This window comes from Marinifilum fragile, from assembly GCF_963677365.1.
GTDB lineage: Bacteria > Bacteroidota > Bacteroidia > Bacteroidales > Marinifilaceae > Marinifilum > Marinifilum fragile.
Genome location: NZ_OY781962.1, coordinates 2,137,585 through 2,153,526, shown reverse-complemented (window position 1 = coordinate 2,153,526; position 15,942 = coordinate 2,137,585). Strand labels below are relative to the sequence as shown.

Annotated in this window: 12 protein-coding genes; 3 read left to right on the top strand and 9 right to left on the bottom strand. The window is 35.9% G+C overall.

The window, feature by feature from the left end:
- Positions 1-4: 4 nt before the first annotated feature.
- The 5 genes from ACKPCA_RS08540 to ACKPCA_RS08520 form a co-directional block, all read right to left on the bottom strand.
- A complete protein-coding gene (locus ACKPCA_RS08540) occupies positions 5-640 on the bottom strand; it encodes a hypothetical protein (RefSeq protein ID WP_321282447.1) in 636 nt (211 codons plus the stop codon).
- A gap of 109 nt (positions 641-749) precedes the next feature.
- On the bottom strand, positions 750-1,952 hold the full coding sequence (locus ACKPCA_RS08535; RefSeq protein WP_054720596.1) for a 6-phosphofructokinase: 1,203 nt from the start codon (positions 1,950-1,952) through the stop codon (positions 750-752).
- Between the two features lie 162 nt (positions 1,953-2,114).
- Complete coding sequence (locus tag ACKPCA_RS08530; protein WP_321282445.1) at positions 2,115-2,777, bottom strand: DUF4159 domain-containing protein; 663 nt, start codon at positions 2,775-2,777, stop codon at positions 2,115-2,117.
- Position 2,778: 1 nt separating this feature from the next.
- On the bottom strand, positions 2,779-3,480 hold the full coding sequence (locus ACKPCA_RS08525; protein ID WP_054720600.1) for a 16S rRNA (uracil(1498)-N(3))-methyltransferase: 702 nt from the start codon (positions 3,478-3,480) through the stop codon (positions 2,779-2,781).
- Between the two features lie 51 nt (positions 3,481-3,531).
- On the bottom strand, positions 3,532-4,725 hold the full coding sequence (locus ACKPCA_RS08520; protein ID WP_054720603.1) for a Pycsar system effector family protein: 1,194 nt from the start codon (positions 4,723-4,725) through the stop codon (positions 3,532-3,534).
- 173 nt (positions 4,726-4,898) lie between these two features.
- Here ACKPCA_RS08520 and ACKPCA_RS08515 point away from each other — a divergent pair, with 173 nt between their 5' ends.
- From ACKPCA_RS08515 to ACKPCA_RS08505, 3 genes are all read left to right on the top strand, one after another.
- Positions 4,899-5,825 carry an SdiA-regulated domain-containing protein gene (locus tag ACKPCA_RS08515; RefSeq protein WP_321282444.1) on the top strand — a complete coding sequence of 309 codons (927 nt, stop codon included), beginning with the start codon at positions 4,899-4,901 and terminating at the stop codon, positions 5,823-5,825.
- 44 nt (positions 5,826-5,869) lie between these two features.
- Complete coding sequence (locus tag ACKPCA_RS08510; RefSeq protein WP_321282442.1) at positions 5,870-9,472, top strand: BamA/TamA family outer membrane protein; 3,603 nt, start codon at positions 5,870-5,872, stop codon at positions 9,470-9,472.
- A 123-nt stretch (positions 9,473-9,595) separates the two neighbouring features.
- Entirely contained in the window at positions 9,596-11,959 is a 2,364-nt protein-coding gene (locus ACKPCA_RS08505) for a type IA DNA topoisomerase (protein WP_321282440.1), read from the top strand.
- A 56-nt stretch (positions 11,960-12,015) separates the two neighbouring features.
- On the opposite strand, the gene ACKPCA_RS08500 is transcribed toward ACKPCA_RS08505, so the two are convergent.
- From ACKPCA_RS08500 to ACKPCA_RS08485, 4 genes are all read right to left on the bottom strand, one after another.
- On the bottom strand, positions 12,016-12,513 hold the full coding sequence (locus ACKPCA_RS08500; protein ID WP_321282438.1) for a SixA phosphatase family protein: 498 nt from the start codon (positions 12,511-12,513) through the stop codon (positions 12,016-12,018).
- Between the two features lie 17 nt (positions 12,514-12,530).
- Positions 12,531-14,651: a polyphosphate kinase 1 gene (gene ppk1, locus ACKPCA_RS08495; protein WP_321282437.1), complete on the bottom strand. Its 2,121-nt coding sequence runs from the start codon at positions 14,649-14,651 to the stop codon at positions 12,531-12,533.
- Between the two features lie 179 nt (positions 14,652-14,830).
- Positions 14,831-15,481, bottom strand: coding sequence for a transposase (locus ACKPCA_RS08490; protein WP_321282436.1), 651 nt, complete (start codon positions 15,479-15,481; stop codon positions 14,831-14,833).
- 6 nt (positions 15,482-15,487) lie between these two features.
- Positions 15,488-15,940 carry a hypothetical protein gene (locus tag ACKPCA_RS08485; protein WP_321282435.1) on the bottom strand — a complete coding sequence of 151 codons (453 nt, stop codon included), beginning with the start codon at positions 15,938-15,940 and terminating at the stop codon, positions 15,488-15,490.
- Positions 15,941-15,942: the final 2 nt, after the last annotated feature.

The following is a 15,942-nucleotide window of genomic DNA, read 5'->3' as shown; positions in this document are numbered from 1 at the left end:
TGAATTAGTTTAAATTCTTTCGCATGATTGATTTGTTATCCTTACTGTCTGTTTCAAATCCCATTTTTTCCATGTATTTCAGCATTTGTGTAGAATAACAGTATACCGATTTGATATTGTGATCGCTTAAGGTTTGCTTTAAGCTTTTGTACAAATAGTCTCCAACTTTAAAATCTCTGTATTGAGGTAGCGCATAATCTAAGTCTATTCTTAGTTCGTTTTCTTCTTGTGTACCGATAAAAATTCCTGCCACGGCCATATTTCTCAATACGAAAATTCCCAGCTGTTTCTCTTTCTTTTCAAAATTAGGAAAGAAATGGCTTATGTCTTTTTTGTAGTAATCTAAAAAGTGCATAAGCAATTCATCGTTTTCTTTTATCTCAATTACTTTAAAATCCTCTTTGCGTACATACATCTTTTTCAGATTGTAAATGTTGGCACAAACAACTAAGAAATTCATGATTCCTACAGGTAATGATCCGATTAAAAATCCATAAGTTGAGAAGAGAATTGATCCTGCTAAATTGTACCATCGAAGTTTTATTATCGATGTCATTGTTAATGATACAAGTACAAGAACAGATGCAGCGTATCCAATCCATTCCAATACAGAAATGCCTAAAATGTTAAATTCTAACATAAGTGTTCGGTTTTAAATAAACAATAAATTAAATTGGGAATGGTTGTGAAAGTAGAAACCTTTCAACACAATGCTGAAAGGTTTCTCAAATGTACAAAATTATGCGGAATTACAAACCTGTCATTAAAAACAATGGCTGAAGTTCAAAACTGTTATATTTTGGTCTTAATCTGTCTGTATTATAATATCGATCCACATCTACCAATTTTTTCGAGCTGGTAACAATATCAATTGGTGCATTATCGTATCTGCCATTTCTCAAAGTGATTAAGCGTCCATGAATTCCTTTAATGATTAAATCTAAAGCCAAATTACCAAAGGCCATTGGAACAATTGAGTCAATTGCATCCGGATCACCACATCGTACCATGTAACCCAGCTTTTGATTGATTACATTAATTGGTTTGGAGTTATTGAATTTAGGAGATAAAATCTTCATCTGCTCAGAAACGCGATCACCAATTCCACCTAACTTTTTGTGTCCATAATCATCCATTGCATCATCCTGGAAAATCATTTCTTCGCCAGTAAAAGCAGCTCCTTCCGAAATCAGTACAACCGAGTATCTACTTGGGTTTGAAAATCGATCCTGAATCATTAGTTCAGTCAGACGTTCAATATCGAAATTGTATTCAGGAATTACACAACGGTTGGCTGCACCGGCTAAAGTAGGCAGAATCGCAGTAAATCCGGCATAACGACCAAATACTTCAAGAACCAATAAACGCTCGTGCGAACCTGCCGAAGTTCTTAAGCTGTGCGTAAGTGAAATGGTTCGGGTAATACAAGTACTAAATCCAATGCAGTAATCGGTTCCGGGAACATCATTGTCCATGGTTTTAGGAATGGCAATCACCTTAAAACCTTCCTGGTATAAGCGAACTCCATAACTTAATGTATCATCACCTCCGATTGGAATTAAATAATCAATATTCAAGAAATCAAGATTGGCCAGAACTTCTTTCGTTAAATCATTAATATCCTGATCATATTTGTCTTTTAAATGCGTAGGGACTCTTTCTCTGGGTGTTTTCGATGGGTTTACCCTGGAAGTATGTAGAAATGTTCCTCCTGTGCGTCCTACTTTATTTACTAACTCTTCGGTTAAAACTTCAAAGTTTTCACTATTATCGGCTTTTTCATCTCTTACGATATCAATCAGACCTCTCCAGCCTTTTCTAATACCGACTACTTTGTAGCCTTCTCTTAATGCTCTAATAGTAACGGCACGAATTGCAGGATTCAATCCGGGAACATCACCGCCACCTGTTAAGATGCCTATTATCCCTCTACAAGAATTATTATTTTTCATAGCAATAAACTTTAGTGATTGATATCAAATGTAATACCATATCAATTTTAAAATGACTTTGGTATAAAATCACTATAAGTTATCATTTTGTTAATGAAAATTCAAAATGAGTATGAAATATTAAGGTAGAATTGATAGGGAATCAGTTAATTAAGAATAAATCTAATTACTGAAAGCGAAAGAGATAATATTAGCGCCCATTTTTAAGGCTTGCAAATGTTTTTCTTCCGTATCATTATGAACCGAAGTATCTTCCCATCCATCGCCTAAATCGGTTTCGTATGTGTAAAAACAGACCAATCTTCCTTTGTAGAACAGACCAAAACCTTGAGGAGCTTTACCATCGTGTTCGTGGATCTTAGGCAATCCGGTTGGAAATTCATAGACCTGATGATATATGGGATGAGAAAATGGCAGTTCAACAAGCTCTTCGTTTGGAAATACTTTTTTTATTTCTCTTCTAAAATAGGCATTCAATCCGTAATTGTCATCAACGTGCAAGAATCCACCAGCCATTAAATATTTTCTAAGATTAATAACTTCCTGATTACTTAGCACAATATTACCATGTCCTGTTAAGTGGATAAAAGGCAAGGAAAATATTTCCGGGCTACCGACTTCAACCGTTATCGGTTCTGCCTGAATGTTTGCAATTTGATTTTTATTGCAAAACTGAATAAGGTTTGGCAATGAGCCCGGGTTTGCATACCAATCACCACCACCATTGTACTTAAGCAAACCAATACGTACCGTTGTATTTTGCGATTGCCCACAAAAGCCAAATAGCAAGAAAAATGTGAGGAGTATGTAGTGTTGAAATCTCATTTTAGTAATTAGCAAGACTTACGATATTGCAGGCAACAACTCCTGCAGTTTCGGTTCTTAAGCGACTTTCACCCAGAGAAATTTCCTGAAATCCATTTGCCTTAGCCAATTCAACCTCTTCAGGACTAAAGTCACCTTCAGGACCAATTAGTACCAAACATTTTGATTTGGGTTTGCATAGTTGCTTAAGGTGCGTCTTTTCTCCAGGATTACAATGTGCAATAAATTTATCACCATCGAAATCAGAAGTTACCAAATCAGCAAATTGGGTCAACTCGTTTAATTTTGGATGATAAGCTTTCAAAGATTGCTTCACTGCAGAAGTAATTACTTTAAAAAGTCTTTCGTGTTTTATCACTTTTCGTTCCGAGTGAGAGCTCAAAAGAGGCGTAAACTCACTTGTACCTATTTCAGTACATTTTTCAAGAAACCATTCTGTTCTGTCGATATTCTTTGTAGGAGCCAAAGCCAGATGCAGCTCATAATCCAACTTGCCAAATTCTTCTTTTTTCTCAACGCATTCAACAGTACATCGTTTAGGATGCGCATCGATTATTTTAGCCGTGAATAATGTTCCTTTTCCATCAATCAAATGAATTTCATCATCTTCTTTTAATCTTAAAACTCGAACACAATGCTTCGACTCAACTTCATCAAGTTGATAATACTGATCTTTTATATCTGGAGTGTAAAATAAATTCATAATAATCTGCGCTTATTAGTTGGGCTGCAAATTTAGGCTTTGTTCATTTATTTACCACATTAATGGCTGATAAATAGCAGCAAGAATAAATGCAATAACTGATAAAATTAATCCATACATGAAAATTGTATAGGAAATTCTTAAAAAGCGATACTTTTTACCCAGTACTTTTCCTAAATAGTATTGATCTTTAATCAAGCTATCATATAGTTCATCGTAATCGGTCATCATTCCTTTCAAGGCTCTCGAATAAATTCCTAAATCCATATCATGGAAGTTTCCAAAGAAAAGAAGATTCACTCTTTTTTGTTTTACATCCTCCTCGGAGAATTTACCATCTGTAACATTAGGACGTGTTGCCATAACCGAATAGGTGATGGTAACCAAACAGACGATCAGCAATATGATACAAGGAATAATGAAATGAGGAACATCCATTATGTTCTTAAAAATAAAGAAGATTGCCGATATAATGATTGAGTTAACAGAGATCATTAAATTGGCCTTACTGTCGGCAATCGAACTAAGATTAATTTGATTTCGGGCAGTAACCTTGAACATGGTTTCAATACCTCGCTGAGGCATTTTCAGTTTCATGTTCTGACTTTCTAATTTCTCAACTTTCTCATTTAATTTTCTCAGTTCTTTCTCGTGATATCCCTTGATTTTATCAACTACTTTTAGGTAGTTTTGTTCCTTCTTTTTTGCAAAAAGTTTTTTACCATACTTGGTTTTGTATTTGTGATTTTGCAAGAATATTAAGGTATTCTCCCAATATTCTTTTGGGGAAATTTCACGTTTGTATAGTGCTTGCTTTTCTTCGCGCAATTGCTCAGAGCTTTTCATGTAACTCTTCGAAGCCAAGTGATACAAATCAGCATCGCAGAGAGCATTACAAACCACATTTTCACATGGAGGATGAGGTATTTTTGTTTGAAGGATGGCCTGAGTAATCTGATCGATTTTTTCTTCCGGGTAATTTCTTGCTTCTAAAAAAACTCTGGCATTACGTGCACTAAGTTCTTCGTGATTTGCATAGTCTTCATAATATCCCGAATCGTGAAACCAAGCGGCTAATACGAGAATTTCTTTTTGCTCCTCGCTAAACTCTAATCCTTCACTAATTTTTAAGGAATGTTTAACTACATTCTGGGTATGCTCTAAATTGTGATAAGTATATATTGGTTTAATTGCATCTTCAATTAGCTTAGTAACGTATATTTCAGCCTCCTGGATTATATTCATAATTTGAATTTTTCAGTTTTTGAGATATTTTTTTTGATTGAATAAATATAATCATTAAACATGAAATCCTTCTGTTAAATGATTATAAATACCTCAATTGCCCTTTTTTTATTGGTATTTGAGGCTTATTTGTTAATTTTATGATTCCAATTATTTAAAGTTAGATTTTTCGTATGACAAAAATATTTCACACACTATTTTGCTTGCTGACTATTGTGTTTTTTCTTGAGGCATGTGCTAAAAAGAAAGATCAGAAAATGGTTTATTTATCGGAAAACTATGGAAATTTCCCTTATGATATTTATGAACCAGATGAAAAATATGAATTAAAAGACTATTTGAGAGAAATATCAGGTTTAAGTTATTTTACAGAGCATTCTCTTTTGTGTGTGAACGATGAGAAAGGAATTATCTATAAATTCAACCATAGGAAAAAAGAGGTAACAAAGAAATATGAATTTGATAAACCTGGAGATTATGAAGGTATTGAAATGGTGGATTCATTGGTGTATGTTTTGAGATCGGATGGGAGGATTTTTAAGGTAGATCACTTAAAGGATAACATTCATTCAGTAAAACGAACTACTCATTTGAATGCTGGAAATGATACCGAGGGTTTGGGATACGATCCTTCAACAAATTCATTGTTAATTGCCTGTAAAGGAAGTCCTGCACATTCTAATAAATACAAAGGAAAGAGAGCTATTTATGAATTCTCGATAGACAAGAACGAATTGTCGAAAACACCCAAGTACTTGATTGATCAAGATCAAATTCGGAAAATATTGGAATTTGATTCTTATTCGAGATTTTCGGTTAAGCTTTTGGAAAATATTAATCCTTCTCAGGGAGATCTCACATTTCAACCTTCAGCGATTGCAGTTCATCCCATTACCAAGAACTTGTATGTTCTAGGCTCTGTAGGTAAAATTTTGGTGGTGCTTAATTTCAAAGGTGATATCCAGGCAATTGTCAAGTTAAAACGTAAACTATTCCGTCAGCCTGAGGGAATTTGCTTCGCACCCGATGGAACCATGTTCATTTCAAATGAAGGGAAAGGAAGTAAAGGAAATATTTTAAAATATAGTTTCAAACAATAATTGAAATCCATTTTTCGTAATTGATTTTATAGAATCAAAAACTTATGAGAAAGATCAATCTACTTTTTAGCCTGTTATTTTTTGCAATTGCAGTTAGTGGGCAAAACAACGAAACTCCTAATGCAAATATATTAAAGCACTCTATCTTTTTTATTGGTGATGTTGGAGAAGCAAATATTGTAAATTCCAATATGCAAATGCTTAAATCACAATTAGCGGAGCAAAATAACAAGGCAACGCTTGTATTTCTGGGTAATAATATTTCTAAAGAATACGATAGGGAGGAAATTGAGGATATCCATTCAGGAGATCAAAATTTAATCAAGCTATTGGATTTGGCTAAGGAATTTAAAGGTGAAAGTATCTTTATTCCGGGAGAAAAGGAATGGGATCAAGGACGTAAGTATGGTTGGGATGCCGTTATGAATTTGGAAGCTTATATTGAGGATTATATTGGCAAAGGGGATGTGTTCTTACCATCGGGAGGATGTCCCGGACCTGTTGAAATAGAGATAGGAGAGGATATTGTTTTGCTTATAGTAGATTCACAATGGTGGCTTCATGCAGCAGATAAACCTGAGGCAGAATGTGGACTTGAGAACCCTTCCGATTTTTTGATTCTCTTGAGCGATGCTTTGAAAAGAAACAAAGACAAAAAAATTGTATTTGCTGCGCATCATCCAATTTATAGTGGAGGTAAGCATGCAGGAAACTTTCCTTTTGTAGGGCCAGTGGAATTGTACCGAAAACTTTTGGGAACATCCCAGGATTTTGCCTATCCATTCTACAAACAAATGAGATATATGGCCCGAAAGTTGGGAAGAGGGTATGAGAACGTGGTTACCGTGTCTGCCCATGATAATAGTTTGCAATTTACAGAAAAGGACAGTTCATTTTTTGTGGTTTCAGGTTCTGGAAGTGTGGCGGAATATGTATCTGAGAAGAAAATGGATGTTGCTTTGCGAGAAATTGGTTTTACCAGATTGAACTTCTATTCCAATGATGAAGTGTGGTTGGAAATGTGGTCGGTTGGAAAAAATGGAACCGATGAGCCACATCTTGCTTTCCAGCATAAATTATTCACCAAATCCACTCCAAGCAAGGAAGATTTGGCTGAAAAATACAAAGATCTAAACTTTGCAGATAGCACTATTACCATTGCAGCAAGTGATTTATATTCTACAGATAATAAGTCGAAAAGGAATTGGTTAGGGAACAACTATCGTAAGGAATGGGAAACACCTATTGAGGTTCCGGTTTTTGATATTGGAACGGAAAAAGGTGGGTTGAAAATCTTAAAGAGAGGTGGCGGACAGCAAACCCGCTCCTTAAGATTGGAGGCGAAAAATGGCAAACAATATGTGCTAAGGTCAGTTGAAAAATATACAGAGAAAGCAATCCCAGCTGCACTAAGGGGCACATTTGCCGCTCAAATTGTTCAGGATGGTATTTCAGAATCATATCCTTATGCAGCTATAGCAGTACCTAAACTGGCTGAAGTAGCAGGTGTTTACCACACCAATCCAAAAATTGTTTATGTGCCAGATGATCCACGTTTTGGGATCTACCAGGAAGATTTTAAGAATGAATTGTATTTGTTTGAAGAGCGCCCGAATGATGATATGTCGGATGCGGATAACTTTGGCAATACGAAGGATGTTATAGGAACGGATAAGCTTATTGAAAAAAGATTTAAGAATTCTGATCTGATAATTGATGAATCAGCTGTTTTACGTGCAAGATTGTTTGATATCTTCCTGAATGATTGGGACAGGCATGACGATCAGTGGCGTTGGGCTACTTTTAAGAAAGATGGTAAAACCATTGCAAGACCAATTCCACGCGATCGAGACCAGGTATTCTTCTACAGCGATGGAAAAATTCCTTGGTTGATCAGAAGAAAATGGGCAATGCCTAAATTCCAGGTTTTTGATTCAATACCGGAAAATGTGGTTGGTTTAGGTTTTAATGCTCGATATTTTGATCGAAATTTCCTTCAATCTAAAAACAAACAGGATTGGATTGAAATGGCTAATGAACTAAAGCAAAGCCTTACAGACGAAAGCATAGAAAACGCAATAAAGGATCTACCCAAAGAGGTTTATGCTATTTCAGCTGATGATATTGTGTCAAAATTGAAATCAAGAAGAGATCTTTTGCCAGAATTGGCTGTTGAATTTTACAACTATTTGGCGCAAAAGGTTGATGTTGTTGGATCAAATGAAACAGAGGACTTTGATGCAGAGTGGGATGAGGATGGGAACCTACATGTAAAAGTTTGCCGTTTGAGTAAAAAAGGAAATAAGAAAGAAAAACTTTACGATCGAAAATTCATGAAAGGCGAAACCAAAGAGGTGTGTATTTATGGATTAGGAGGTAAAGACGAATTTGATATCGACGGAAAATATTCGAAAGGTGTTAAGCTAAGAATTGTAGGAGGAACTGGAAAGGATAAGTTCAAAATTGATAGTACACGCAAATCCAATGTGGTAGTTTACGATAAGTCCAAAACCAAAGTTAAAGGAAATGGCAACTTTCAAAATCGTTTATCGAAAAATAAGAGCGTGAATGTTTACGACCGAAAATCATTTAAGTATGATATTGTAAGTCCGGCAGCCAATTTAAACTATGTAAGCGATGATGGGTTGATTCTAGGAGCAGGATTTAATGTTAAGAAGCAGAGTTTCAGAAAAGAGCCTTATGGTTCTTTCCATAAATTTTTGGTGAATTATGCATTCATGTATCCATCCGTAGAGGTAAAATATGATGGAGAAATTATTAATGTATTTAAAACTTTGGATTTGTTGCCCAAAATTCGTTATAATACCCCAAATTTTCAGGGATACTATTTCGGTCTAGGAAATGAAACAAATAATTTAGCTCAGGATGATGATTATAACAGGGTACGTGTTGGCAGAGTTGCACTTGCTTTGCAGTTGAGGAAAAAGATTCAGGTAAATCAGAGTGTTACTTTTGGCCCATTCTACGAACAGTTGGAATTAAAGGCTACTCCTAATCGATTCGTAACCGATTTTAGCAATCCGGATAATGATTTGGATCTGTCAACCGATTTTAATACGAGAAAATATTTGGGAATAAATATCACACATGAATGGGATACAAGAGACAGTAAAGTGATTCCTGTTCGGGGAATGTATTGGAAAAATTCATGGAGCTTTTTCAGAGGCTTAGGGAAAAATGATCATAACTTCCAAAAAATGGAAACAGATTTGCGATTCTATACAAGTTTGGGGAGGCCACAAAGAAGTATTTTGGCAGTTCGATTTGGAGCAGCTCACAATACAAGTGGATATTCTTTTTATCAGGCAAACAAACTGGGACTAAAATCAAACTTAAGAGGGTATCGACAAGGTCGATTTGCAGGTGACGATATGGTTTATCAAAATACTGATTTTAGATTCCGATTGGCAAAATTTAAATCCTACTTTATGGTTGGAGAGTTAGGCTTGTTGGCATTTAATGATTTTGGCAGGATTTGGCTTGATGGTGAGAGTTCTAGAAAATGGCATCATGGATATGGTGGAGGTTTTTGGATGTCGCCCTTTAAATTAATGGTATTAACTGCTAATTTTGGCATGTCGGAAGAAGAAAATATTTTCTCTCTAGAGTTTAAATATATGTTCTAATTACGAACTACTTTAATAAGAATATGAAACGAACATGTAAATTTTAATCTTTAAAAATTACACAAAAAGTAATGATTAAAATTTCATGAGAGTTACATGTGACACTGAAAAAAAATTAAACACATGAAAGTTTGTATTGCGGAGAAACCTAGTGTAGCGCGTGAAATTGCCTTAATTTTAGGGGCGAAATCAAAAAGGGATGGTTATTACGAAGGGAATGGCTATCAGATATCCTGGACTTTTGGGCATCTGTGTACTCTTAAAGAACCGCACGAATACGACTTGAATTGGAAATACTGGCACATGAACGATTTGCCTTTAATTCCTCCTCGTTTTGGAATTAGGGTAATTCCCGATACAGGCGTTCAAAAACAGTTCGACATTCTGGAGAAATTGATTGCCAATGCCGAAGAGGTAATCAATTGCGGTGATGCCGGCCAGGAAGGAGAGGTAATTCAGCGTTGGGTTTTGCACAAAGCAAAATGCAATGTTCCGGTCAAACGTTTATGGATTTCTTCGCTTACGGAAGAAGCCATTCGTGAGGGATTTGAGAACTTGAGAGAAGGGAGTGATTTTGATCGTTTGTATGCAGCGGGTTCTACAAGAGCCATTGGAGACTGGCTTTTGGGTATAAATGCTACCCGATTGTATACGTTGAAGTATGCTGGAGGAAAATCAGTTTTGTCAATTGGTAGGGTACAAACACCTACTTTGGCTTTGATTGTAAATCGTCAAAAGGAAATAGAAAATTTTGTACCGCAAACTTACTGGGAACTTAAAACGGTTTATCGTGAGGTGAGTTTTGCCGCTACCAGAGGACGATTTGATAATAAGGAAGAGGGTGTTGCATTTCTTGATCAGATTAAATCTGAACCATTTGAAATTGTTTCGGTGGAGAAAAAGAGTGGAAAGGAACAGCCACCACGTTTGTATGATTTGACTTCTTTGCAGGTAGATTGTAACCGAAAATTCAATTTGTCGGCCGAAGAAACCTTGAGAATCATTCAAACTTTGTATGAGAAAAAGCTGACCACCTATCCAAGGGTTGATACAACCTATCTTTCGGATGATATCTACAAAAAGATTCCTGATATTTTAAAGAAGTTAAAGCCTTATAAAGAATTTGTTGATCCTCTTTTGAAGGCAAAAATCAGGAAATCGAAAAAGGTATTCGATGATAAAAAAGTTACCGATCACCATGCGATTATTCCAACCGGGGTTATTCCTTCAGGTTTGCGATATGAAGAAAAGCAGGTGTATGATTTAGTTACAAAACGATTTATTTCGGTTTTTTATCCAGATTGTAAGGTGAGTAACACCACGGTAATGGGTAAGGTTACCAATATTGAATTTAAGGCAACAGGAAAACAGATTGTTGAACCTGGCTGGAGAGTTTTGTATGCCAAGGATAGTAATGTAGGAGAGGGTGTGATCTTGCCAGCTTTTGTGAAAGGGGAAACAGGAGAACATCAGCCTGATTTGGCTGAGAAACAGACTCAACCTCCGAAGTATTATTCCGAGGCAACCTTATTGCGTGCCATGGAAACAGCAGGAAAACAGGTTGATGATGATGAGCTGAGAGAGTTGATGAAAGAAAACGGTATTGGTCGTCCTTCAACTCGTGCGAACATTATTGAGACTCTTTTTAAACGCAGATACATTAAGAAAGAAAAAAAGAGATTGGTTGCTACCATTACTGGTGTGCAATTGATTGATACCATACAAAATGAGTTGCTGAAGTCGGCAGAACTTACTGGGCAGTGGGAGAAGAAACTTCGTGAAATTGAGTTGGGAAATTTTGAAGTCAACCAATTCATGGCAGAGCTGAAAAATATGGTTGTTGGTATTGTTTGGGATGTAAAATCCAGAAAGAATATCAATGCCATTGAAGTAATTGATGAGGCGAAAGAAAAAGAGGAAAAGAAAACCGAAGTCAAAAGTAAAAAAGAAGCTCCAGTTGATTTAACATGTCCTAAATGTAAAGAAGGTAAGATTATAAAAGGCAAATCGGTTTGGGGATGTACCAATTGGAAGAATGGTTGTGAGATTAGAATTCCATTCGAATTTGGTGGCAAGAAATTAACCGATAAGCAAGTTGAAGCATTGGTGCTAAAAGGTAAAACCCCTAAAATTAAGGGATTCGTTGTGGATGGCAACAAGATCAATGGAAACCTGGTTCTGGATCCTGATTTTAGCTTGAGTATTCTTGAAGAGGAAAAAGAAGTTCTGACTTGTCCTGTATGTAAATCGGGTACTTTGCTAAAAGGGAATGCAGCATTTGGTTGCTCCAACTACAAGAGCGGTTGCAAGTTTATTGTACCATTTGTATTTATGGAGAAAATTCTGAGCGAAGCACAGATAAAATCCTTGGTAAAGCAGCAGAAAACAGGCCTTATTAAAGGTTTTGTTGATCCACAAACACAAGAGAAAGTGAATGGAAAATTGATTTTGGATAACCAGGGAAAAATCATTTTCGGAAAACAGTAAGGACATGCCATGACATGTCCAACAATGTGGGATATAAGACACGCCATGGCGTGTCTCTACTTGTATTTTTTGGGGAATTCATACAAGCAAACTTTTCCAGATCTTGCTTCTATATCCTTCCAATCATCAACATCGAATTCAATGCCTATCACCGTACAGGTTGGAACATATTCATAAAATTCAACACTTAAGTTGAAAGCCAGGTATTCGATGCTTGGGTTGTGCCCAAAAATCATTGCCGATTCGTTCTCATTGCCATATTGGTCAAGCATTCCTAAAAATTCTTGAGTGGTAAATCCATCATACAGTTCATCCAACTGCACGATTGATTCTTGTTGATAATCCAAAATATCGGCAAACAATTGAGCGGTTTGAATGGCTCTGTTTGCCGTACTGGATATCATTAAATCGGGTTTTATTTTTTTTAGCAGTAACTTGTTGGCAATTAGGTTTGAATCGTTGATTCCTCTTTCTTTCAAATTTCTTTGAAAATCAGTGATGTCGTATCTAATTACTTCTGTTTTGGCATGTCGTACCAGAAATAAACGTTTCATAGTGTTGGGATTTTAGGTTACTGTGTTTTTGTTCTATTCTTTACCGATTCTTTTTCTTTAAGTGTCTTTTCCTTTTCTTTTAGGAATTCTGCAATGGCAATTTGGGATCTCACTTTGGGTTCTCCATCCAATCTTTCAACAGGAATATTATCCAAATTACAATTTAAATACCTGGCACTTACATTGTCTGCCAACTGCAGCTTTATAATGTGAATGATTTCTTTTTTAATATCTGCATTATGAATTGGGAATGCACATTCAATTCTGCGTTGCAGGTTACGATTCATCCAATCAGCCGAAGAAAGGTAAAGCAACTCCTTTCCATTGTTGTGGAAATAGAATACCCTTGCATGTTCTAAAAATTGATCGACAATTCGAATAATTCGGATGTTTTTAGAGTAAGACTGTTCTGGTTTTAGGCAACAGATCCCACGAAGTATCAGATCGATTTTTACACCTTTTTCGCTGGCTTCGTAAAGTTTATGAATCATTTCACGTTCTTGCAGACCATTCATTTTTAAAAGGATGTAGCCTTTTTTGCCGTTCTTTACATTTTCAATTTCCTGATCGATAAGTCGAATCAACTCTCGTTTTAAATTGAACTGCCCCACTAATAATTTGTTGAATGTGTAGCCAGGAGTTTTATTTTCCAAATAATCGAATAGCTGTTTCAACTCCTGAATCATAACCTTATCGGAAGTCATGAATCCATGATCGGCATATATTCTTGCAGTTTTCTCGTTGAAATTACCAGTACTTAAGAAGGCATAATCTCTCTTGTCATCCTTACGGATTACCAAGGCAATTTTCGCATGAACTTTAAGTCCTGGTATGCTGTAAATAATCTTGATGCCTGCTTTTCGCATTTCGCGTGCCGAACGTAGGTTGGCTTCCTCGTCGAAACGGGCTTTAACCTCAACAAAAACCGTTACTTTTTTGCCATTGTGTGCCGCATTAATCAGCGCATTCACCACAGCCGAATTATCGGCAACACGATATTGAGTTGCTTTAATTTCTTCCACCTTAGGATCTAAGGCTGCCTCGTTCAAGAAACGGATAACATACTTGTACGATTGATATGGAAAATGCAGAATTCGATCTTTCTTGCGAATGGTTCTAAAGATAGATTTGGTTTCTCCTTTTAATTCCTCAACATTTAGCGGATGATAGGGTTCCAATTCCAAATCAGGATACTTAGGGTTTGGAAAGCCAAAGAAATCCTGAAAGTTGTGATACCTTCCACCTTTTACCATATCGTTGGGTAGCAAGTCGAAGGAGCCTTTAAGAAATCTAAGAAATCCTTTTGGAATTGATTCATCGTATAGGAATCGGGAAGGAGAACCTGTTTCTCTTTTCTTCAGGCTTCGTTCAATCATATCAATTAAATCGCCCGAATATTCATCCTCAATCAATAAATCGGCATCGCGACTTAGTTTAAAACTAAAGCTTGAATCAATTTTATATCCTGGGAACAGCATCTTCATTCTTAGCTTTACGATATCATCCAGAAACATGATGTAATGCTTTCCATCTATTTCAGGTAACTCTATAAACCTCGGGAAATGATGACATGGGACTTTAATGATTGCATAACGAGCTCTGCGTTTTTTACTTGTGCCATCATCTTCCTCCTTTTTTTGTCCTCTTTTATACAGTTTAACTGCCAGGTAAATGGAGTTGTTCTGAAGAAAAGGTTTTACCTGCTGCTTTAACAGTAGCATTGGCTGTGCATGAGGTAAAAGGTTCTCCAAAAAGAAATCTTTTACAAACTGATGATGTTCTTCGCACAATATTTCGTCCTGTAACAGAATGATATTATTCTCGCGAAGCTCAGGGATGATATTGTCTCTAAATATCTTTCCAAACTCAATTTGCTGACGATCTACCTCGACATTAATTTTCTTGAGAATTGTATCCGGATTTTCTCTTAAGTTCTTTTTGTCCTCTGGAGGAAGTTCAGTAAACCTCTTGTAAGTTCCCACTCGCACACGGTAAAACTCATCGAGATTTGAAGAATAAATCGCTAGAAATTTAATTCTCTCGTATAATGGTAAGTCTGGATTTGTGGCAACTTCCAACACTCTTTTATTGAAAGATAACCAACTTAAATCACGGTTAAGGAATTGATATTTTGACATGTATTGAAATTGCTAATTGTAAAAATCTATGACATTAAAAATAATCAATTTTTGGTTCTTTTGATTAGGAATTGAGGAAGGATGTGGGGATTTTTTCCTTGTATGTTGAAATTAATTTTTAGCTAGAGACAAGGCATTGCCTTGTCTGTACTTTGGATAAACAGAACGAATAATAGGAGCTATTCGAAATATTTATCGTCCTTCCAGTTTTTTGGATTGAATTCAATATAATTGCGAATTCGTTGCAATTCCTTTTGATCTTTTATGATGTGGTCGTAAAATCGAGAATGCCATTCAAATTTGGGGTTGATTTTGTGGGCATCAAATGTAACGCGCCCCTTGTACCAACGAATTATTTTTGAAATATTATTCGATCTCATTGGATTTTTATCTGTAGAGAAAGGATTAAATTTATTGTTCTTCGAATAGACGGCATGAATGCCGTCTCTACCAATACCCTTCGCATACAAACCTTTATCGTTTGTTTGATCATTTTCCGTACAGACAGCATTTATGCTGTCTCTATCATGATTTTTCTTATTACAAACATTATACGGATCATCAATCACCAAAATACCATGAATATGATTGGGCATTACAATGAATTCATCAAGATGCACATATGGGAAGTGATTAGGGATTTCGTGCCAATAGTTATCAGCCAATTCGCCAATGGCATTCAAATGCATTTTTTCTTCAGTGATTTTTCCGAAGAAATGCTCATTTTCGCAGGTGCAAATTGTTATGAAATATTTGCCATTGCTACCATAATCCCAATTTTGCAATCGGGTAGAATCAATTCTGTATTTGTCTTGGAATTTGGTAGACATTCTAGCTTAAAGGTAGATCAAATGTACATCAACATCTTTTAAAGTTTGAACCAACTTGCCTGAATAACAATCTTTAGTGCAGCCAATTTTATGGATAGTATTGTTATTTAAGTGAATGCTGATTCTTAAAGAATCTTCCATTTCTCTAATGGCAACTTCCTTAATATCCTTTGGAGCAAACTCGATGAGGTTAATTTTTCGAGCTGCTAAATATTTGATCACGGAAAGTGTTCCAAGAAGAATTGCTATGCCTCCAATTATAATTGAAGCGATACTAATACTCGATTCTCCAGTAGTATCATAAATGTTGAAAGCACTACTTACTGTAACTAAGGCCATTGCAATTGTACTTAGTAATGCAGCCTTTGCATTGGTATGGAAAGTAATTTTTTCATGATCGAACAGCAAATCACAATCCATGATTCGCTGTCCGTAAATTTTTGTCATTAGCGAGTTCATTT